We start from the raw sequence: 20,259 nt of genomic DNA, 5'->3' as shown, positions 1-20,259 counted from the left end.
CAATTTAGTCCATCCGCCGAATAAAACAATGCAAACACCCGTTTCGACGAACGCCCCGCCCGAAGTCGGCGCCGCCCTGCAACGCCTGCGCCTGGCGCGCGGCCTCACGCTCGAGGATCTCTCGCGCATTGCCGGCGTCTCGAAATCGATGCTCTCGCAGATCGAGCGCGAAAAAGCCAATCCGACGATTGCCATCACCTGGCGCCTGGCCAACGCGCTGGGCGTGCCGATCGGCGACCTGCTGGCTTCAACCGAAAAGGAAACCGCTACCATCCGCGTGCTGGAAGCCCACGAAACCCCCACCCTGCCCGGCAACCACGCCGGCTACGTGCTGCGCATCCTCGGTCCGATGGAACTGGCCGGCAAATACGAATGGTACGAACTGACCCTGGCCCCGGGCGGCGAACTGGCCTCGCAAGGCCACGACCCCGGCGCCCAGGAACACCTGACACTGCTGCATGGCTCGGTGGAAGTGGAAGTTGGCGCGGACAAGAAAAAGGTCAAACTGGGCGCCACGGCACGCTACCCGGCCGATATGCAGCACGTGATCCGCAACGTGGGCAAGACCGAGGCGAAGGCGTTAATGGTGGTGATCCACCGCTGAACACCAGTAAAACTTACGCTACCGCCGCAACGCCTGATCAACGGTTGCCGCCAGCTGCCCCAGGTGGAACGGTTTGCGCAGCACGGTGTTGTCACCGATGACCGCGTCGATCGCTTCCATGTCGGCGTAGCCGGTGGCGATGATCATGGGCAGGCCGGGGAACTCGATGTTGGCGGCGGCGACCAGTTGGGCGCCGGTCATGCCCGGCATCAGGTAGTCGGTGATCATCAGGTGCGGCTTGGCGCGCCGTAGTTCGCGCAGGCCCGCTTCGCCGTCGTCGGCCTGGCTCACCTGGTAGCCCAGCGTCTCGAGCAGTTCCACCATCGACTGCCGCACCGATTTGTCGTCTTCCACCACCAGGATGCGCACGCCGGCGCCGGCCGGCTTGGGGGCGATCGCCAGCGGTGCGCCTGCGTCTGCCTCGGCCTGCTGCGCCAGTTGCAGCCAGATCTCGATGGTGGTGCCGCCACCGTCGGCGCCCACGATGCGCGCCGTGCCGCCCGACTGCTGGGCCATGCCGTACACCTGGCTCAATCCCAAGCCAGTGCCCTTGCCCACGCTCTTGGTGGTGAAGAACGGCTCGAACACCTTGCCGATGATGGCCGGGTCAATGCCGGGACCATTGTCGGTCACGGCGATGCGGCAGTAACGGCCCGGCGGCAACAAGCCTTCCGGCGCACTGGCCACGCTGGCGCTTACCGCCAGCCTGCCGCCGCCCGGCATGGCGTCGCGCGCGTTGATGGCCAGGTTGAGCAGCGCCATTTCCATCTGGTTGGTGTCGGCCATGACCAGGCCCACATCGTCGGCCACCTCGAACACCAGCTTCACGCCGCTGCCCAGGGACGTGGCCATCAGTTCGCGCACGCCGTCGAACATGGCGCGCACCGGCGTAGCACGCAGATTCAGGCGCTGGTTGCGCGAAAATGCCAGCAACTGGCTGGTCAGCTTGCCGCCACGCTCGCAGGCGCGGCGCGCCACCTCGGCCTTGTTGCGCGCATGGGGATCTTGCGACAGCAGCAGGATCAGGTCCATGCTGCCCTGAATGACGTTGAGCAGGTTGTTGAAATCGTGGGCGATGCCGCCGGTGAGACGACCGACCGCTTCCATTTTCTGCAACTGCACCATGGCCAGTTGCACCCGTTCGCGTTCGATCACTTCGTTCATCAGGCGGTCGTTGGCCTGCGCCAGTGCCCGCGTGCGTTCTTCGATGCGCGATTCGAGCGTCTCGTTCAGTTGCAGCAGTTCGGCGCGGCTGTCGCGCAGGCTGTCGGAGGCCAGTGTACGCTCGGCCAGGATGCGGCGCGACTCGTACTGGCGCCGCCGCGCGCGCAGCGCGGACGCGGCGGCGCTGCGCAAGGTCTCGGCATTGAGCGGGCGTTCAAGCAGGATGATGTTGCCCAGTTGGTCGAAGGTGCTGCGCGCGGCCTGGGTATGGCCGCCGCCCCTGGCCACCAGCACCACGAACGGAAAATCGGACCACGGCTCCTGGGTGCCCAGCCATGCCAGCAGCTGTTTGACGCTGGAGTCGCGCAGTGCTTCCTCGGCGATCACGCAGGCACCGGCGCCCTGCTGCAGGCCGGTCACCAGCGCCTCCACGTTGGCCACCGCGCCGCCGGCAAATCCGTCGCGCAGCAACACCTGGTGGATCACCTCGGCGTCGCGCCCGTGGGGCGCGAGGATCAGGATCCGCTCCTCGATGGCGGGATCAGGCGCGGACATCGGCATCGGTCGCCATCATCGGAGTGGCGCCGCGATAGGTGGGCAGGCCGGTGAGCACGCCCTCGAAACCTTCGAGCGCCGGGCCGATGGCCAGGCCGCCGCTGCCCAGCACCAGTTCGTGGATGGTCAGCGCATGGTCGGCGGTGCGGCTCTTGATCACCGTGAGCGCGCGACGCAGCCTGCCGTTCGATTCGAAGAAGCGCACCAGCACCGTGGTGTCGCTCATGTAACTGAGATCGACGTCGGTGCGCACCTCGCCGATCACGCCGTGCTGGCCCAGCACCAGCACCGTGGTCACGCCCTGCTGGTTCAGGTACGACAGCAGTTCATGCATCTGCAAGGTGAGGAAATGCTCGCCGGGCATGGCCTGCAGATAGGCGTTCAGGCTGTCGATGACGATGAACTTGACGTTTGCGCCCTCGACCGCGTCGCGCAGCATCTGGGCGAATTCGCCCGGCGCCAGTTCGGCCGGATCGATGTGATGCATCTTGAGCTGACCGCTCTCGGCATAGCTGCGCAGTTCCATTCCGAGCGCGGCTGCGCGGGCAAAAAAGGTGCCCAGTCCCTCGTCGAACAGGTAGAACGACGCCCTTTCGCCACGCTCGAGCGCCGACAGCAGACAGCGCACCGACATGGTGGTCTTGCCGATGCCGGACGGCCCCACGATCAGGGTGTTGGTGCCGGAGGCCAGGCCGCCGCCCAGCAGCGCATCGAAACCGTCGGAACCGGTGGAGCTGACATGGGCGCTGTACGGGCGATGGTGCTCCGCCGCCACCAAACGTGGGAAAATTTTCAGGCCACCCGTCTCCAGAATGTAGTCGTGGTAGCCGCCACGGAACTTGGTGCCGCGCATCTTGATCACGTTGACGCGGCGGCGCTCCTTGCCGAATTCCTGGGCGATCTGTTCAAGGCTGATCACGCCGTGGGCGATGCTGTGCAGCTGCTGGTCGGGCGTATTCGATTTATCGTCGAGCAGCAGCACGGTGCAGTCGCGCTGCGAGAAAAACTGCTTGAGCGCGAGGATCTGGCGCCGGTAGCGCAGCGGATTTTGCGCCAGCAAACGCATCTCGGACAGGCTGTCGAATACCACGCGCAAGGGCTTGAGCGCATTGACGCGCTCCATCACGCTGCGCGTGGTCTCGCCCAGTTCCACTTCGGAAGGATGAAACACCGATTGCTGGGCATCGATATCGAGCGAGGTATCGTTGGCCAGCTCGAACACGTCGATGCCAGCCATGTCCCAGGCGTGGCTTTCCGCCACGGCGTCAAGTTCATCGGCGGTCTCCGACAGCGTGATGTACAAGCCGGTCTCGCCGCGCTTGACGCCCTCGAGCAGAAACTGCAGGCCCAGCGTGGTCTTGCCCGTACCCGGCGAGCCTTCCACCAGGTACACGCGCTGCGCCGTCAAGCCGCCGCACAGGATGTCGTCCAGACCATGGATGCCGGTCGAAATACGCGAGGTGGGCTGACGCTTGCTGCGCGTGGCGATGGCAATGTTACTGGTCGGAGGCGTGGTCATAAAATCGGCAGTGGTGGAAGCTGTGACCAATAGTAATTCCACCACGCCATTTTTTATGTTCGCTATCGAACCTTACTTGCCATCCATATGCAGGGCGCGGGTGAGGAAGCCCCAGCGGTCGGCTACTTCTTCGATCTGCTTGGTCGTCGGCTTGCCGGCACCATGGCCTGCCTTGCTGTCGATACGGATCAGGATCGGGGCGGCGCCCGGCTGGCCTGCCTGCGCAGCCTGCGCGGTGGCAGCGAACTTGAAGCTGTGCGCCGGTACCACGCGGTCGTCATGGTCGGCCGTGGTGATCATGGTGGCCGGGTAGCATGCACCTTTTTTCAGGTTGTGCAGCGGCGAGTACTTCATCAGCGCTTTGAACTCGTCGGCGTTGTCGGACGAGCCGTAGTCGGACGTCCAGGCCCAGCCGATCGTAAACTTATGAAAACGCAGCATGTCCAGCACGCCCACTTGCGGAATCGCCGCCGCAAACAGATCCGGGCGCTGGGTCATCGCTGCGCCCACCAGCAGGCCGCCGTTGCTGCCGCCGCCGATCGCCAGTTTCGACGGGGACGTCACCTTGTGCGACACCAGCCATTCGGCCGCGCCAATGAAGTCGTCGAACACGTTCTGCTTTTTCAGCTTGGTGCCTGCTTCGTGCCACGATTCGCCGTACTCGCCGCCGCCGCGCAGGTTGGCCATCACGTACACGCCGCCCATTTCCAGCCAGGCCAGGTTGGCCACCGAGAAGGTGGGCGTGAGCGAGACGTTGAAGCCGCCGTAGCCGTACAGATAGGTTGGATTGCTGCCATCGTACTTGATGCCCTTCTTCGCGACGATGAACATCGGCACGCGGGTGCCATCGCGGCTGGTGAAGAATTCCTGGCGCGTTTCATAGCCGGCCGGGTCGAAGTCCACCTTGGGCTGGCGATAAACGCTGCTTTTGTTCGACTTGAGGTCGTGGCGATAGATGGTCGCCGGGGTGGTGAAGCTGGTGTACGAATAGAAGGTTTCTGTGTCAGTGCGCTTGCCCGAGAAGCCCGAGGCGGTACCGAGGCCCGGCAGCTTGACGTCGTGCAGCGGCTTGCCGCGCAGGTCGAACACCTTGACCAGGCTGTGGGCGTCGCTCAGGTAGTCCACCAGCAGCTGGTTGTTGACCAGCGACGCGGAGACCAGCGTGCTGCCGCTCTCGGGCACGATCTGCTTCCAGCTCAATACCGCAGGCTTTTTCACGTCGATGGCGACGATGCGGCCGCGCGGCGCGTTGCGCTCGGTGTGGAAGTAGAACACCTGGCCGTCGTTGCCCACGAAATTGTAGGCGGCGTCGAAGTCTTCCAGCAAGCCCACCACCTTGCCGTCCTTCTGTTTGAGGTCCTTGTAAAACACGCGGTTCTTGTTCTCGGTACCCTGCGAAGCGGTGATCACCAGGAAGCGGCCATCTTCGGTGACCTGGGCGTAGAATCCCCAGTCCTTGTTGTCCGGGCGGTCGTACACCAGCGTGTCCGCACTTTGCGGCGTGCCGATCTTGTGGAAGTACAGCTTCTGGAAGTAGTTGACGGCGGCCAGCTTGCCTGCTTCGGTCGGCTCGTCGTAGCGGCTGTAGAAGAAGCCGGAGCCGTCATGCAGCCAGGCGGTGTTCGAGAACTTGACCCACTTGATATGGTCGGCCACGTCCTCGCCTGACTCGATATCGCGCACGCGGATCTCGTTCCAGTCCGAGCCCGAGGCGGCGGTGCTGTACGCGAGGTATTTGCCGTTCGGGCTGACCGCCAGGCCGGCCAGCGCCACGGTACCGTCGGCGGCCAGGGTGTTCGGGTCGAGCAGTAATCTCGGCATGTCGGCCAGCGACTTCATGGTGTAGAGCACCGCCTGGTTTTGCAGGCCGTCGTTACGGCTGTAGAAATAGCGCCCGCCTTCCTTGAACGGCACGCTGAAACGCTCGTAGTTCCACAACTTGGTCAGGCGCGCCTTAATGGCGTCACGGCCGGGAATCTGTGCCAGGTAACCTTGCGTGAGCTTGTTCTGTTCCTGCACCCAGGCGGCGGTATCGGCGCTGTTGGCGTCTTCCAGCCAGCGGTACGGGTCGGCCACGGTCGCGCCGTGGTAATTGTCCTGCTGCTCCACGGTGCGGGTGACCGGGTAGTCGATGGCCGGCCAGTTGCCGTTGCAGGTTTGCGCCATGGCGGCGCCTTGCGTCAAGATCAGGGAAGCTAAGAGGGTCAGTCGTCGTGGCATTGCGATCCTTGGTTTTTGAACAGAACGGATGTGTTCGGCAACCAGATCATAGCCTGAAGTGTGACAAATATGACACGCCAGGCATGCCTGTAAAGAAACTTTTATTCGGTAACGTCGCCAGGTACCGCCGCCGCTGCTGTTGCTGGTACCGCCGCCGGTACCGCAATCGGCGCCTGCCATTTTTCCAGCCACGCCACCAGTTGATCGCCCGGAATCGGCCGGCTCATGAAATAGCCTTGGCCCTGGTCGCAGCCCAGTTCCGCCAGCAGGCGCCACACGGCTTCGCTCTCGATGCCCTCGGCCACCACGCGCAGGCCCATGTTGTGACCGAGGTCGATGGTCGAACGCACGATCTTGGTATCGCCCTCGTCGTTCTCCATGTTCAGCACGAACGACTTGTCGATTTTCAGCTCGTTGACCGGCAAGCGTTTCAGATACGCCAGCGACGAATAACCGGTGCCGAAATCGTCGATCGACAGATCGACGCCCATGTTCGCCAGCCGTTCGAGCGTGGTTTGCGCGCGCACCGGGTCGTCCATGATGGCGCTCTCGGTGATCTCCAGGCAGAACGATGCGGGCGACAGGCGGTGGCGCGCCAGCAGGTCGGCAAACTTGACCGGCAAGTCCTGGTCCAGCAAATCGCGGGTGGACAAATTTACCGACACCTTCAGGTGATGGCCCTGCGCCGCCAGTTGCTGGCACAGCTCCGCCGATTTTTCCATCACCCACCGCGTCAGCAGGCGGATAAAACCGGTCCGCTCGGCAAACGGTATGAACTCGTCGGGGAACACGTTGCCGCGCTCGGGGTGCACCCAGCGCACCAGCGACTCCATGCCCACCACCTGCCCCGTGTCGAGCATGATCTTGGGCTGGACGAACAGTCGGAACTCGTTGCGCTCGATGGCGTTGCGCAGCTCCGTCAGCAGCGACAGGCTCTTGTCGCTGGACTTGTCCATCGCCGCATCGTACACCACGGCGCCGTCATTGCGGGTCTTGGCCGTGTACATCGCCACTTCGGCCATGCTCAGCAGCGCCTCGCCGTCGTCGCCATGTTCGGGGTAGCCGGCAATGCCGAGGCCCGCGCCGATATCGACGGTCTGGTCGTCGAGCGACAGCGGCGCTTCCAGCGTTTGCAGGATCTCGCCGGCCATGCGCTGCGCCGCGTCGAGGTCGGACGCCGGCAGCAGCACCGCAAATTCGTCGCCGCCCAGGCGCGCTACCTGGGCCGACGATTGCAGGCGGTTGACCAGCAGCAGCTGCAGCCGGCTGGCGACCTGGCGCAGCAGCGCGTCGCCGAAGCTGTGGCCCATCACGTCGTTCACGTGCTTGAAGCGGTCGAGGTCCATCATCAGCACGAACACGGCCTCCTCGCGGCGGCGCGCATCAAGCAGTGCGTCATTGAGCAGCAGCAGGAACTGGGCGCGGTTGGGCAGATTGGTCAGCGTATCCCAGTACGCCAGGCGGCGGATTTCCTGTTCGCGCTTGGCGATCGAGTCGCGCATCGAGTCGAACGCGCCGGCCAGCGCGCCGATTTCGTCGGCGCGGCTGGTGTCGATGTCGCCCTTATAGTCGCCCTGCTCCAGGCGGCGCGCGGTGGCGGCCAGCTCGCTGATCGGCTGGGCGATGCGCTTGGCGGTAATCACGATGGCAATCGTGGAGATGGCGATGCCGCCCAGCGTGAGCAGGATCAGCCAGTGCTCCAGTCGGCGATACTCGGCCGTGGCTTCGTCGATCGAGCGGGCCAGGATCACGCCGGCGAACTGGCCGTTGTCCTCGCCGATGCGCAGCAGGCGCGCGCTGTAGCGGTTTTCTTCCACGCTCAGGTCGAACGACGTGCCGACCGCCGTCACTTTGCCCGGCAGCGCCTGCAACTGCGAGGTCACGGCCTGCGCCGATGACGCCAGGAAAGTGGATCCGGCCGGCAGCCACTGGCCCGCCTGGTCGCGGGTGGCGATGGTGGCGTGCAGCGACGTCACTTCGCGCATCTCGTTGGCCAGTTGGCGGTCGATCGGGAACGTCATGACGATCCAGCCGATGGTGATCGGCGCCTTCACCGGCATCACCACCACCTGGTACGGGCGGCGTTCGACGATGGCGATGCCGTTGGCGCCGTCCGCCGCCTCGGCCGCATCGAGCATGCCATCGACAATTTTTGCCAGCGCCCCGGCCTGGGCGGCATTGGTGGAGACGCTGAGCTGGCGTTCGCTGTTGACCAGCATCGTCATCGACGCCTTGATGCGGCGCCCGCTGTTGGTCAGCGCCGATTCGATGGTGGCGCGATCGCCCTCCTCGTTGTTGCCGATGGCAGCCAGGAAGGCTGTGTCGCGCGCCAGCAGCCGCGCGCCGAAACGCAGGTTCTGCGCATTCTGCTCCAGCAGACGGCCGAACACCTTGGTACCGTTGTTCAATTCACCGGCGATGGCCTGGCGGGCGTTGTTGTCGATGCCGCGCTGGATCACCAGCAGGCCGATCACCTGGACCGCCACGATCAGCACCAGGAACAGGGTGACAATCCGGCTCTCCAGGCTGCGAAATGCTAAGCGCATGCGGTACCCTTTACATCGACGCCGCGCCGTCAGCAGGCGCCGGCGGCTTCATCGGCAGCTTGAAGATGGCGGTGGCCAGAACGTCGCCAGCCTTGACCAGCACCACCTGCTCGGGCGTGGCGCCGCCCACGGTGTTGTAGTGCCAGGCGCGCACCGTGTATTTGCCGCCGGTCGGCAGCTCGATGCGCACCGCGCCGGCGCCATCGGTCTTGGCGAAGTACGGCGTGTCGACGATTTTTACGTAGGCCAGCATCTTGTCGTGGATATTGCAGCCCAGGACCACGGTGCCGGCCTTGTCGAATACCTGCGGCGTGGCGGCCTGGCCCGAGTACAGCTTCTGGTCGAACTTGTGCGCGGGCGAGAACGAATAGATGTGGTGGCGCACCTTGTCGTTATTGGGGAAGTTGATCCTGGCGCCGGTCTGGATCACGGTCACCAGCGGCAGGAATTTCAGTCCCTTCTGTTCGATCTCGGCGCCCGCCGGTGCTTTGCCGGCGCCAAAGCCGCCTTCAGGCTCCAGGTACACGACGGTGTCGGGCAGCGGCTTGCCGGTGGCATCCTGCACTTGCACCGCCACGCCTGTGGCGCTGGCGGCGGTACAACAACCCGTCAGGACGCTGGCGATGACAGCGCGGCTCGTAAAACGTCGCATGGCTTACCCGGAGTGTGAAAACGTGATCACCCATTGTAGCGCCTGGGAGATGCATCATGGCAATAGTTACGCCGATGGGGATGAAAATGCGCGATCGAAGGTGAAATGTGTCGCAAAATGGTTCGCGCTGTCACAGACGCTAGCAGGCAGATAGTGGCGTCGCTCTTACCGGCCACGCATTCGTACCTGCGCCGGTTGGCGCAGCCGCCAGCGCCGCAGCAGCTCCTGCGCCCGCGCCATGGCCGCCGCGCTCATGGCCGGCGCCATCCTGGTGCAGTTGGTGATTGCCGCCGCCTCGCCCTTTTCTGCCGCCAGGCACATCCACATGAAGGCGCGCGCCGGATCGCGCGCCACGCCGCGGCCGCTGCCATACATGGCGCCCAGGTTGATCTGCGCCAGCGCGTGGCCCTGGCGCGCGGCACGTGCGTACCAGTTGGCGGCCAGGCGCTGGTCCGCCGGCACGCCCTGGCCGCTGGCGTACATCACGCCCAGGTTGTTCTGGGCGCTGGCATCGCCCTGGCTGGCTGCGCGCCGGTACCACAGCACGGCACGGATCTCGTCGCGGGGCGTGCCCTGGCCGTTGGCGTACATCACTGCCGCGTTGAACTGCGCGCTGGCTGCCCCCTGCTCCGCCGCCCGCAGATACCAGGCCAGCGCCCGCGCGTGGTCGCGGGCCGCACCGCGTCCGCGAGCATACATGCCAGCCAGGTTGTACTGGGCCAGCATGTGACCCGACTGCGCGGCGCGGTAGTACCAGGAAAATGCCTGTTCGTCATCGCGCATGATTTCGCCCCCCTTGCCGGCGCGACCGCTGGCGAGCAGGATGCCGAGGTTGAATTGGGCGTCGGCATCTTCCTGCTCGGCCGCGCGCAACAGCCAGGCAAACGCGCGCGGCGGATCGACCGCCACGCCCTGGCCTTCGGCATAGGCCACGCCGACCAGGCGCTGCGCGACCGGGTCGTTTTGCGCGGCAGCTTGCCGCAGCCACGCCAGCGCCTGGCGGTCGCAGCTCGCCACGCCCTGCCCCTTCTTGTACATCAGGCCGAGATTGAGCTGGGCGCCGGCATGGTTCTGCAGCGCCGCCTTGCGCAACCAGGCCAGCGCCAGCGCGTCGTTGCGGCGCACACCGATGCCCCTGGAATAGGCCAGGCCCAGCAGGGTCTGGGCGCTGGCCACGCCCTGTTCGGACGCCAGGTAGCACCACGAGAGCGCGGCTTCGTCGTTGCGCGGCACGCCGCGTCCCTTTTTGTACATCAGGGCCAGGTTTTGCTGGGCCGAGGCGTCGCCCTGGCCGGCGGCGCGGCGGAACCAGCGCACAGCCGCACGGTCGCTGGGCGGCACGCCGCGCCCGTTGTAGTACAGCACACCAAGATGGTTCTGGGCGAATGCCAGCCCTTGCAACGCCGCCTTGAGGAACCACTGTGCGGCCTGGCGGTCGTCGCGAGCCACGCCGCGCCCGTGCTTGTAGAGCAGGCCGAGGTTGAACTGGGCGTAGGGGTCGCCACGCTCGGCGGCAGACCGGTACCACAGGTAACTGTCGTAGCCATCCCTGGCCGAGCGTTGGTTATTCATGGTACACCTCTAGTCATCTTTGCAACAAAGTTGACTAAAGTGTAAAACCCGCCCGAGTCCGGCGTTTGCGCGGAGTCAAACGAGTCCGGGACCGTTACGGCTAGAGCGGGTCAGACTGCTGCCCGGGATGCCGATTGCTGTTTCAGGAGAAATTGGTGGACCTTGGCGGCGGCCAGCTTGTTGACCGACACCAGCAACGCCGGATCGACGGCAGCGATACCGTACGTGGATCCGATATGCTTGCCGATATGGATCAGCACCTGGGCGGCCACCTCGGCATCGGACTCGGCCCGGTGGGCCGCGCTCTTGAAACGGATGCCGAGCTGGCTGGAGAGCTGACCCAGCTTGTAGCTGGGCAGTTGCGGAAACACCCGGCGCGACAGCTTGAGCGAGCATACCAGCGACTGGTGGCGCGCCTGCAGGTTCAGGCGCGCGGCCTCGGCCAGCAGGAATTTCTCGTCGAAGCTGGCATTGTGGGCCGACAGCGTGTCGCCGCCGATAAAGTCCAGCAGTTCCGGCAGCACGCGGTGCACCGGCGGCGCGCTGTCCACCATGGCCTGGGTGATGCCGGTCAGTCCGGTGATGAACGACGGGATGCGCACATTGCAGTTGATCAGCGAAACATAACGCTCGACCACCTCGCCGCCGACGATACGCAGCGCCGCCACCTCGGTGATGCGGTCGCCCATCACGGGCGAAAGACCGGTGGTCTCGAAGTCGAGCATGACGATCGGCTGGTCAAGCATGGGCGCCGCCGAACTTGCGCACCGCATCGAGCGCCAGGCCGGCGCCGATGCTGCCGAACAGATCGCCCTCGACCTTGCGCGCACCCGGCACCAGCGCCGCGATGCGCTCGCGCAGCATGCGCACGCCGCTCGAACCACCGGTGAAGAACACGGTATCGACCTGGTCCGGCGTGACACCGGCGTCGCGCAGCAGGTTGAGCACGGTGGTTTCCACCGAGCCGACCAGGTGGCTGATGGCGTCATCGAAGCGGGTGCGGTCGAGTTCGATCGTCACCGCCGGCGTCAGGCGGTCCAGTTCCAGCAGGTGGCGCTCGGCGCCGGACAGCGCGATCTTGCCTTCCTCCGATTTCATCGCCAGCCAGTGGCCGGCGCGGTCGTCGATCAGGCGTTGCAGGCGGCCCAGCTTTTCCTGTTCGGCGGAATCGCGCAGCAGGTCGGCCAGCTGGGTCCACATCTTCTTGGTGTAAGCCTGGTTGATGGTGTGCCAGGTGGCCAGGTTAAAGAAATAGCTCGATGGCACTTCGCTGCCGTTGCGCAGCTTGCTGCCGAAACCGAGCAGCGGCATCACTGCAGCCAGGCTCAGGTATTTATCGAAGTCGGTACCGCCGATGTGGACCCCGCCGTTGGCCAGGATGTCGTCGCGCCGCTCGGCCTTCTTGGCGCGGTCGGGCGACAGGCGCACCAGCGAAAAGTCGGACGTACCGCCGCCGATGTCGGCGATCAGCACCAGTTCTTCGCGGTCGATCTGCGACTCGTAATCGAACGCGGCGGCTATCGGCTCGAACTGGAAGGCGATGTCGGTAAAGCCCACCGAGCGGGCGATCTCGGCCAGCGTGTCTTCGGCCAGCTGGTCGTTGGCGGCGCTGTCGTCGATGAAGTGCACGGGGCGGCCGAACACGGCAGAATTGAACTGGCGGCCGGCGGCGCGCTCGGCGCGGTGCTTGATTTCGCCGATGAACTGCGCCAGCAACATGCGGAACGGCAGCGCGCGGCCACTGACCTCGGTCTGGCCGTCGATCAGGCTGGTGCCGAGCAGGCTTTTAAGCGAGCGCATCAGGCGGCCCTCGTAGCCGGCCAGGTAATCGGCCAGCGCCGCGCGGCCGAACTTGACTTCTTCCTCGTCGGCGTTAAAGAACACGACCGACGGCAAGGTGGTTTTGCCGTCTTCCAGGCCGAGCATCACGGGGTGGCCGGGACGTACCCAACCCACCGTGGAATTTGACGTACCGAAATCGACGCCGCATGCGTTGGCCATGTCGCCCCTTCAACTGATAAAGGGGCGGTATTTTAGCAGGAAAATTGGCAGAAAGCTGCCTGCCGCAGAAGAAAATGCGGCGGTGCTGCAACACATTACACCGCACCTGGACCAATACGTAAGTAATTTCCACATAGAAACACCCAATAAGTAAGAACAGGGCGCAATTTATATTGCCTTGTGGTAATTTATTGATTAAGCTCCTTGCAATACAACCGCTGGCGCGGCAATGCCCGGCTCGTCCGGGTCCGTCCCTGCGCCAACCACGAGACAATGACCAAAATAAAGCCGTGTGTGGAGACTACCGCCATCGCCCACAAAGCCCTGATCGCCCGCGAGGCACGCCGCGTGACCTCGTATGACGTGGCGCTGGTGGCCGGGGTGTCGCAGTCCGCCGTATCGCGCTGCTTCCAGCAGGGCGCCAGCGTCTCCGAGGCCACGCTGGCCCGGGTGATGAAGGCCGCCGCCCTGCTCGACTACATTCCCAATGCCGCCGCGCGCAGCCTGATCACGCGCCGCTCCAACATCGTGGCCGTGCTGATCGCCAGCCAGGCCAACCTGCACTATCCGGAACTGCTCGGCGAATTGAGCCAGCAAATGGGGGCGCGCGGCAAGCGCGTGCTGCTGTTCACGCTGCCCAGGGAGACCGACGTCGATCGCGTGCTGTCCGAAGTGTGGCAGTACCAGGTCGATGGCGTGATCGCCGCCGCCCGCCTCACCGCCGACCATATCGCCGAATTCGAACGGCGCCAGATGCCGCTGGTGCTGTTCAACCGCACCTTGCGCGAAAGCGCCGTCAATACCGTCACCTGCGACCACCGCGAAGCCGGCCGCATGCTGGTCTCGCGCCTGGCCGCCGCCGGCCACCGCCGTTTCGGCATCATTGCCGGCATTGAAGATTCCACCGTCGCCAACGAACGCCGGCGCGGCGCCTGCGAGCGTTTGGCCGAACTGGGCCTGCCGCCGCCGGTAGTGGTGCCGGGCCAGTCCGACTACCCGAGCGGCGCGGCCGGCCTGCGTGCCCTGATCAGCGCCATGGGCGCGGTGCCGGATGCGATCATCTGCGGCAGCGACGTGATGGCCATCGGCTGCCTCGATTGCGCCCGCCACGAACTGGGCATCGATGTGCCGCGCCAGTTGTCGGTGGCCGGCTTCGATGCGGTCGAACCGTCCAACTGGCTCAGCTACAACCTCACCACGCTGCGCCAGCCGATGCCCAAGATGGCGATGGCGGCCGCCGAGCTGCTGTGCGCCGTCATCGACCGCAGCGACAATGCTGCGGCCACACCGGACCGCCGCGTGTTCAGCGCCCAGTTCATCGAGGGCGCAACCGCGCGCCTGGAGCCGGTGTTCAGCGCAGTCAAGGGGAGCGGCGCGGGTTTGTCCGCGCCGGTCGCTATAATGTAGCGGATGAACGCTACCCAGTCCCCGCCACTCCAGAACCAACCCCGCTTCACCCCGCGCGGCCTGATCCCCACTCTCGAGCAGCGCGCCATCCAGCTGTCGCAAAACCGGGTCACGCTGGTGGACGCCAACGCCGGCGCCGCCAAGACCACCACGCTGGCCCTGCGCATCGGCGAAGCGCTGGCCCGTAAACTCCCGCCCGAACAGATCCTGGCCCTCACATTTACGCCCGAGGCGCGCGATGTCATGCGCCAGCGCCTGCTGGACGTGGGCGTGCCGGCCACATTGGCCGAGCGCGTCGATGTGCTGACGTTCGAAGACTTCAGCGCGCGCCAGCTCGACGCCATCGACGGCGACAACCTGCGCACCTGCACCGAGCCGCGCCAGTTGAAACAACTGGCGCTGGCCGCCGTGGACCGCGTGGGCGAACGCTACGCTGGGCGCCTCGACAGCCTGGAACTGCACACTCACAGCATCGCGGTCAGCCAGTTCCTCGAAGCGCAACTGACCCTCAAGGCCACCATGGCGCTCGACGCCGACATCGAATTCATGGACGTCGAAGAAGCAGCCGAGCAGCTGGGCGTGCCGGTGACCGACTACCTGACCACGCTGGAATACGAGGCGCTGCGGCTGGACGGCGGCGCTGGCGCCCTGCTGCGCGGGCCGTTCGACGCCACCTACGACCTGGCCTGCAACCTGGTGGGCGGCGCGCGCCTGGCGGAACAGTTCCCCGACTACCGGCTGGTGCTGTGCGACGAGCTGCACGACCTGAACGAGGCGGCGTTCCGCATCCTCGAAGCGCTGATCGACCGTCCGCAATGCTATTTCGTCGGCGCCGGTGACCGCGACCAGGTAATTTACGCCAGGCTGGGCGCCAGCGACGCTTACCTGAACCAGCGTTTCGCGGCACGGTTTCCGAAGCTGGCACGCTACCCGCTGACCTTCAGCTACCGCCACGGTCCGCACCTGGCGTACGCCATGGCCGCCTTCAAGGACAAACCGGTGGAATCGAACCTGCCGCTGCGTACCGAGATCAGCCAGCCCCACTACGACGACGCCGCCCACTGCGCACGCCAGGTGGTGGAAGCCGTCAAACGCTGGAAGGCGGACGGCCATGCGCTCGACGGCTGCGCCATCCTGATCCGCGACCGCCACCAGTCGGTGGCCATCGAAAACGCGCTGATCGAAGCCGACATCGACTACCGCACGCCCGCCATGGCAGGCTACCTGCAACGCGACGAAATCCTGTTCTTGCGCGGCATGCTGGCCATCGCGCTGCGCGATTTTCGTGCCGTCAAATCGGATCAGGTGCGCGGCGCCGTGGTCGATGCTTTGGTGGCGTTCTCCGAAATGGCCTTTACGGCCCGCCGCATCGACCACTTCAAGACGCAGATCGCCAAGTCGCCCGACCTGCTGGGTGAACTGTTTTTGATCGAGGATGAGCATCGCGACGGCGTGGAACCCACGTGGCGCGACGTCGCCAGCGTGACCACCAAGCGCGCCGTGATCGACGCCATCGCCTGGCTGGCCACGCTGGACCCGGCCACGCCGGCGGCGCAGGTCCTGACCGAATTGTGCGAACGGGTGCAGCTGGTGGCGGCAGCACGGCGCATCTTCGTGCGGCCGTACGACGCCGGCGTGGTCAACAAGTCGGTGGACGGCCTGCTGGCGTGGGCGGCCGCGTCCGAATTGGGACTGGCCGACTTCTGGGCCGCCATGAACGCCCGCGAAGCGTTTGTCCGCCGCAAGCGCGCGCCGAAGGCAGTGCTGATCGAGTGCGTGGCCAACGCCAAGGGCAAGGAATTCGACCACGTGATCCTGCCATATCTGCAGGCAGACGAATTCCCGCATCCCCAGCAACCGCGCCGCGACGAGGAAAACCTGTTCTACGTGGCCGCCACCCGCGCACGATTGAAACTGACTTTGTTGTCGCCATCCGACACTGCTGCCCGCAGTTCCTTCCTCGCGCGATTGCGCCTGCCGCAATGCAGCACCGCCGCCGACACCGCCATCACGCGCAACCAGGCGCAGCAGGCAGCAGCTGCATCGGCACCGGGCCGCCACTACCTGACCGCCAGTTACCAGGAGAAGGATGCGGTGAAGGCGCTGGGCGCGCAGTTCGACATGGCGCGCCGCGCATGGTACGTCGAAAGGGGGACCGATTTGACTCCCTTCGCGCCATGGCTCAAAAAATAATGCAGCGCGCCAATTATAATCAGAGAAACCCTTATATAATATTGGTCGCGGCTGGCTTGACAGCCTCACACCCTTTAGTGTGCCCCACAACATAATTCGAATCGGGAGTATATCGATGAAAAACACCAACATCCTGCTGGCAGCCTGCACCGTAGCCCTGCTGAGCGCATGCTCGACCCCAGCACCTGCACCAGCTCCAGCACCTGAGCCAGTCAAAGCTGCGCCGGCACCTGTCCCGGCACCAGCGCCAGTCGCTGCACCGGTACAAGCGCCACTGGCCGCCTACCTGGACCCGAACAGCTCGATCTACAAAAACCGTAGCGTCTACTTCGACTTCGACAAGTACACTGTCAAGCCAGAATTCGACGGCCTGGTTGCCGATCACGGTAAATTCCTGGCTGCCAACCCTAACGTGTCGATCAAAGTCGAAGGCAACACCGATGACCGCGGCAGCGCCGAGTACAACCTGGCCCTGGGCCAGAAGCGCGCGCAAGCCCTGATCACCGCCCTGAAAGTACAAGGCGTGAAAGACGGCCAGATGGAAGCCATCAGCTACGGTAAAGAAAAGCCAAAAGCTACCGGTTCCGATGATGAATCGCGCGCACAAAACCGTCGCGACGACATCGTCTACCCAAGCAAGTAATTCTGTCGCGCCTGTGCGCAACAGGTAAAACGCCCGGCCTGCGCGCCGGGCGTTTTTGTATCCGCACCGCATCCGGAGCAAAATAAGCTATTTTGTTTATTTGATACATATCGGTAAAATGGGGCACCGAGTTTCAGCCGGCCCATCCGATGTCGTGGTTCTCCCGAACTCCCTTACTGATCGCCTTGCTGTCCTGCGCAGGGGCCCGCGCCAACACGCCGGCACCGGTCGTGGCCTGGCCGTGGGACAGCGCCGTGCTGCCGTCATGTGCAGCTGGACCTGGAAGCGAAGCCGTCGCAGCGCGACTTTTACCGCGCTGGTAACACGGTGGCGCGCGGGCGGCTGGCAGCAGATGGCAAACGCTGGCTCAATACCGCGCTGGCGGCAAGCGACCTGTTGACGCTGGCGGCGGACCGGCAACTGCCGGCCGATGAACGCGGCCGCATCGCCCTGACCGCCCTGATGCGTTTCGACATGACGGGCCAATACGAGGCGGCCGTGAAAGCGGCGCAGCAGGTGGAAGTCGATGCGCCGGAACTGGCGCCGGTGATGCAAACCGTGTGGCTGGAACAGGCGCCACCGATGCCGCAGGTGGCCGGCGTGGATGCTATACGCCGCAAGGCGGAACTGGTGCAGCTGGGCGCGCTGAAAGCCGCCACCGGCTACCTGGGCGACCACGTGCTGCAACGCGTGGCCAGCAAGCCGAACGACGCCGACCTGCCGTGGCTGCTGCACGTGGTGGTGCGCTCAACGCGCGGCGGCTGCCTCGACGACGACGCCAAGGCGGTGTCGAAACAGGCCTTCACCGTGCTGCACAAGCGCTACGGCAACAGCGCATGGGCGAAGAAAACGCCCTATTTCTATTGATCCGGTGCGCGGTGAAAGGTCAACGCACTTCCACCAGTTCGATATCGAAGACCAGGTTGGCGTTGGGTGGAATCACACCATTGCCGGTGCCGGTGGCGCCGTAGCCCATGCTGGCCGGGATCATCACGGTACGTTTGCCGCCAACTCTCATGCCCGTCACGCCCTCGTCAAAACCCTTGATCACCAAGCCGCCGGCCAGGACGAAGTCAAGCGGCGACCTGCCAGCCGACGAATCGACCTGCGCTCCTTTTTTCGATGTCGCGGTGGCATCGTAGAGCCAGCCGGTGTAGTGCACATAAACAGTTTTCCCGGCTACGGCCAGCGCGCCCGTGCCGACCACATTATCGATCTTCTGCAGCGTGATGGTGTCAGGAACCGCAGGGATGGTCGGCGCCACTGGCGCAGCAACATCGCCACCGCCGCCACCGCCGCAACCGGCCAGCGCCAACGCCAATCCAAACGCGCACGAAGAAAACAAATGTCTCATAAAACTCTTTCTTGATAATGGTTAACACAAATGCCGCGAAATGCGCTGGCAGCATACAGTAACAATGTATTTGTGACCATCATTCAAGCAAACTATTTGAGGATGACCTTGCGGACGAACTCGACCGCAGCCAGGGCGAAGAAAGTGTAGGCGCACCAGGGCACCAGGTAGCCGGGGATGAACGACGGCCGGAATGCAGCCAGGGCCGTAAAGGCGGCGCCGAAGGCGAAGGCCGCTGCCAGCACCCATTCCTTTTGTTTCGAGAACAGGCCCACGCAGGTGATGGTGCCGGCCAGGCTGATGATGGTTGCGATCTGCATTGGAGTGGATTTTCTGTCAAGGATGCGCAGAATACCACGAACACGTCAGGCGGTCACCGAGACGCCGGCCCGTGCCAGCAACTGCTCGCAGCGCGTAGAGAGATGCTGCACTTGCAGCCGTTTGCCGGCGCGCGCGTAGCGTTCGCTCAGTGCCGCCACCGCCACCACCGCCGAATGATCGACCAGGCGCAGGTGGCGGCAATCGAGTACCACGGTTTGCGGATCGTCCTGCGGCGAAAACAGGTCGTTGAAGTGGGCGATCGACGCGAAGAACAGCGTGCCGTGCGGCGTGTAGTGCTTCACGCCGTCGGCATCGACCATGGCCTCGGTGCGCACTTCGCGCGCGTGGCGCCAGGCGAAGCTGAGCGCGGCAATCACGATCCCGCACAGCACTGCCACCGCCAGGTCGGTCGCCACGGTGATGCAGGTGACAACAACGATCAGCAGCGCATCGTGGCGCGGCACCTTGCCCAGCACTTGCAGCGAACTCCAGGCAAACGTCTGCTGGGCGACGACGAACATCACGCCCACCAGGGCCGCCAGCGGAATGCGTTCGATCAGCGGCGACAGGAACAGGATGAACAGCAGGATCATGATGCCGGCGACCGTGCCCGACACCCGCGTACGCCCGCCGGAGCCGAGGTTGATCATGGTCTGGCCAATCATGGCGCAACCGCCCATGCCGCCGAACAGGCCGGAGGCGACGTTGGCTGCGCCCAGCGCCACGCATTCGCGGTCGGGCAGGCCTCGGGTTTCGGTGATTTCGTCGGTGAGGTTGAAGGTCAGCAGCGTCTCGAGCAGGCCGACGACGGCCATCAGCAGCGCATACGGCAGCACGATGCGCAAGGTCTCCATGGTCAGCGGCAGTTGCGGCAGGCTGAACGACGGCAGGCCGCCGGCAATGGTGGCCATGTCGCCCAGCGTGCGCACCGGCAGGTGAAGCAGTTCCGACAGCAGCCCCACCCCGACAATCGCCACCAGCGCCGGCGGCACCGCCTTCGTCAACCGCGGCAGCACATATACGATAGTCATGGTCAGCGCCACCAGCCCGCACATCCACCACATGGCCGCGCCCGGCAACCAGCTGCCATCGACGCGAAAATGCTGCAACTGCGACCAGGCGATTACGATCGCCAGCCCGTTGACGAAGCCGAGCATCACCGGATGCGGCACCATGCTTACCAGCTTGCCCAGCCGCAGCACGCCAAACAGCAGCATGATCACGCCGCTAAGCACCACGGTGGCGAGGAAATACTGCAACCCATGCTGGGCGACGAGCGCCACGATCACCACCGCCATCGAACCGGCAGCACCCGAAATCATGCCGGGACGGCCGCCGAACACGGCGGTAATGGTGCAAATAAAGAACGCACCGTACAGCCCGACCAGCGGATTCAAGTGCGCAACCAGCGCAAAAGCAATGCATTCGGGAACCAGCGCAAACGACGTGGTCAACCCTGCCAGGGCGTTTTTAGTGAAATTGGAGGACCACATAGGGGATCTGAGAGT

At 64.7% G+C, this 20,259-nt stretch carries 16 protein-coding genes; 5 read left to right on the top strand and 11 right to left on the bottom strand.

The features are described 5' to 3' along the window. The first annotated feature begins 28 nt into the window (after positions 1-28). The gene (locus ASF04_RS18585; protein ID WP_056144995.1) at positions 29-604 is read left to right on the top strand and encodes a helix-turn-helix domain-containing protein; all 576 of its coding nucleotides are present in this window, start codon (positions 29-31) and stop codon (positions 602-604) included. 18 nt (positions 605-622) lie between these two features. Here ASF04_RS18585 and ASF04_RS18580 read toward each other — a convergent pair whose 3' ends face one another. The 8 genes from ASF04_RS18580 to ASF04_RS18545 all read right to left on the bottom strand — a co-directional run bounded on the left by ASF04_RS18580 (position 623) and on the right by ASF04_RS18545 (position 12,833). Beyond that, on the bottom strand, positions 623-2,329 hold the full coding sequence (locus ASF04_RS18580; RefSeq protein ID WP_082488857.1) for a response regulator: 1,707 nt from the start codon (positions 2,327-2,329) through the stop codon (positions 623-625). Beyond that, complete coding sequence (locus ASF04_RS18575) at positions 2,310-3,842, bottom strand: ATPase domain-containing protein (protein WP_056145851.1); 1,533 nt, start codon at positions 3,840-3,842, stop codon at positions 2,310-2,312. The genes ASF04_RS18580 and ASF04_RS18575 overlap by 20 nt, the downstream gene beginning before the upstream one ends. 72 nt (positions 3,843-3,914) lie before the next feature. Then, entirely contained in the window at positions 3,915-6,062 is a 2,148-nt protein-coding gene (locus ASF04_RS18570; protein ID WP_200931115.1) for a prolyl oligopeptidase family protein, read from the bottom strand. 101 nt (positions 6,063-6,163) lie between these two features. Beyond that, positions 6,164-8,608, bottom strand: a complete 2,445-nt coding sequence (locus ASF04_RS18565; RefSeq protein WP_056144990.1) for a bifunctional diguanylate cyclase/phosphodiesterase — start codon at positions 8,606-8,608, stop codon at positions 6,164-6,166. Positions 8,609-8,618: 10 nt separating this feature from the next. Further along, positions 8,619-9,260 (bottom strand): methylamine utilization protein, encoded by a 642-nt coding sequence (locus ASF04_RS18560; RefSeq protein ID WP_056144987.1) that lies wholly within the window; start codon positions 9,258-9,260, stop codon positions 8,619-8,621. 165 nt (positions 9,261-9,425) lie between these two features. Then, positions 9,426-10,832 (bottom strand): tetratricopeptide repeat protein, encoded by a 1,407-nt coding sequence (locus tag ASF04_RS18555; RefSeq protein WP_056144985.1) that lies wholly within the window; start codon positions 10,830-10,832, stop codon positions 9,426-9,428. A 110-nt stretch (positions 10,833-10,942) separates the two neighbouring features. Next, on the bottom strand, positions 10,943-11,578 hold the full coding sequence (locus ASF04_RS18550) for a PolC-type DNA polymerase III (RefSeq protein WP_056144981.1): 636 nt from the start codon (positions 11,576-11,578) through the stop codon (positions 10,943-10,945). After that, a complete protein-coding gene (locus tag ASF04_RS18545; protein WP_056144978.1) occupies positions 11,571-12,833 on the bottom strand; it encodes an Hsp70 family protein in 1,263 nt (420 codons plus the stop codon). Before ASF04_RS18545 ends, ASF04_RS18550 begins: the two co-directional genes overlap by 8 nt. Before the next feature lie 294 nt (positions 12,834-13,127). On the opposite strand from ASF04_RS18545, the gene ASF04_RS18540 reads away from it, so the two are divergent. From ASF04_RS18540 to ASF04_RS18525, 4 genes are all read left to right on the top strand, one after another. Further along, entirely contained in the window at positions 13,128-14,240 is a 1,113-nt protein-coding gene (locus ASF04_RS18540) for a LacI family DNA-binding transcriptional regulator (protein WP_229205112.1), read from the top strand. 3 nt (positions 14,241-14,243) lie between these two features. After that, positions 14,244-16,433 carry a UvrD-helicase domain-containing protein gene (locus ASF04_RS18535; RefSeq protein ID WP_056144972.1) on the top strand — a complete coding sequence of 730 codons (2,190 nt, stop codon included), beginning with the start codon at positions 14,244-14,246 and terminating at the stop codon, positions 16,431-16,433. 115 nt (positions 16,434-16,548) lie between these two features. After that, a complete protein-coding gene (gene pal / locus ASF04_RS18530) occupies positions 16,549-17,076 on the top strand; it encodes a peptidoglycan-associated lipoprotein Pal (RefSeq protein WP_056144969.1) in 528 nt (175 codons plus the stop codon). Positions 17,077-17,343: 267 nt separating this feature from the next. Further along, positions 17,344-17,943: a hypothetical protein gene (locus tag ASF04_RS18525; protein WP_056144964.1), complete on the top strand. Its 600-nt coding sequence runs from the start codon at positions 17,344-17,346 to the stop codon at positions 17,941-17,943. 19 nt (positions 17,944-17,962) lie between these two features. Here the strand turns inward: ASF04_RS18525 and ASF04_RS18520 are convergent, their stop codons facing one another. The 3 genes from ASF04_RS18520 to ASF04_RS18510 all read right to left on the bottom strand — a co-directional run bounded on the left by ASF04_RS18520 (position 17,963) and on the right by ASF04_RS18510 (position 20,244). Then, on the bottom strand, positions 17,963-18,430 hold the full coding sequence (locus ASF04_RS18520; RefSeq protein ID WP_056144961.1) for an FKBP-type peptidyl-prolyl cis-trans isomerase: 468 nt from the start codon (positions 18,428-18,430) through the stop codon (positions 17,963-17,965). A 92-nt stretch (positions 18,431-18,522) separates the two neighbouring features. Further along, a complete protein-coding gene (locus ASF04_RS18515) occupies positions 18,523-18,750 on the bottom strand; it encodes a hypothetical protein (RefSeq protein ID WP_056144959.1) in 228 nt (75 codons plus the stop codon). A gap of 45 nt (positions 18,751-18,795) precedes the next feature. Beyond that, positions 18,796-20,244: a SulP family inorganic anion transporter gene (locus ASF04_RS18510; RefSeq protein ID WP_056144957.1), complete on the bottom strand. Its 1,449-nt coding sequence runs from the start codon at positions 20,242-20,244 to the stop codon at positions 18,796-18,798. Positions 20,245-20,259: the final 15 nt, after the last annotated feature.

The organism is Duganella sp. Leaf61, assembly GCF_001421905.1.
Lineage (GTDB): Bacteria > Pseudomonadota > Gammaproteobacteria > Burkholderiales > Burkholderiaceae_D > Rugamonas > Rugamonas zoogloeoides.
This window is presented reverse-complemented; position numbering and strand designations above follow the sequence as displayed.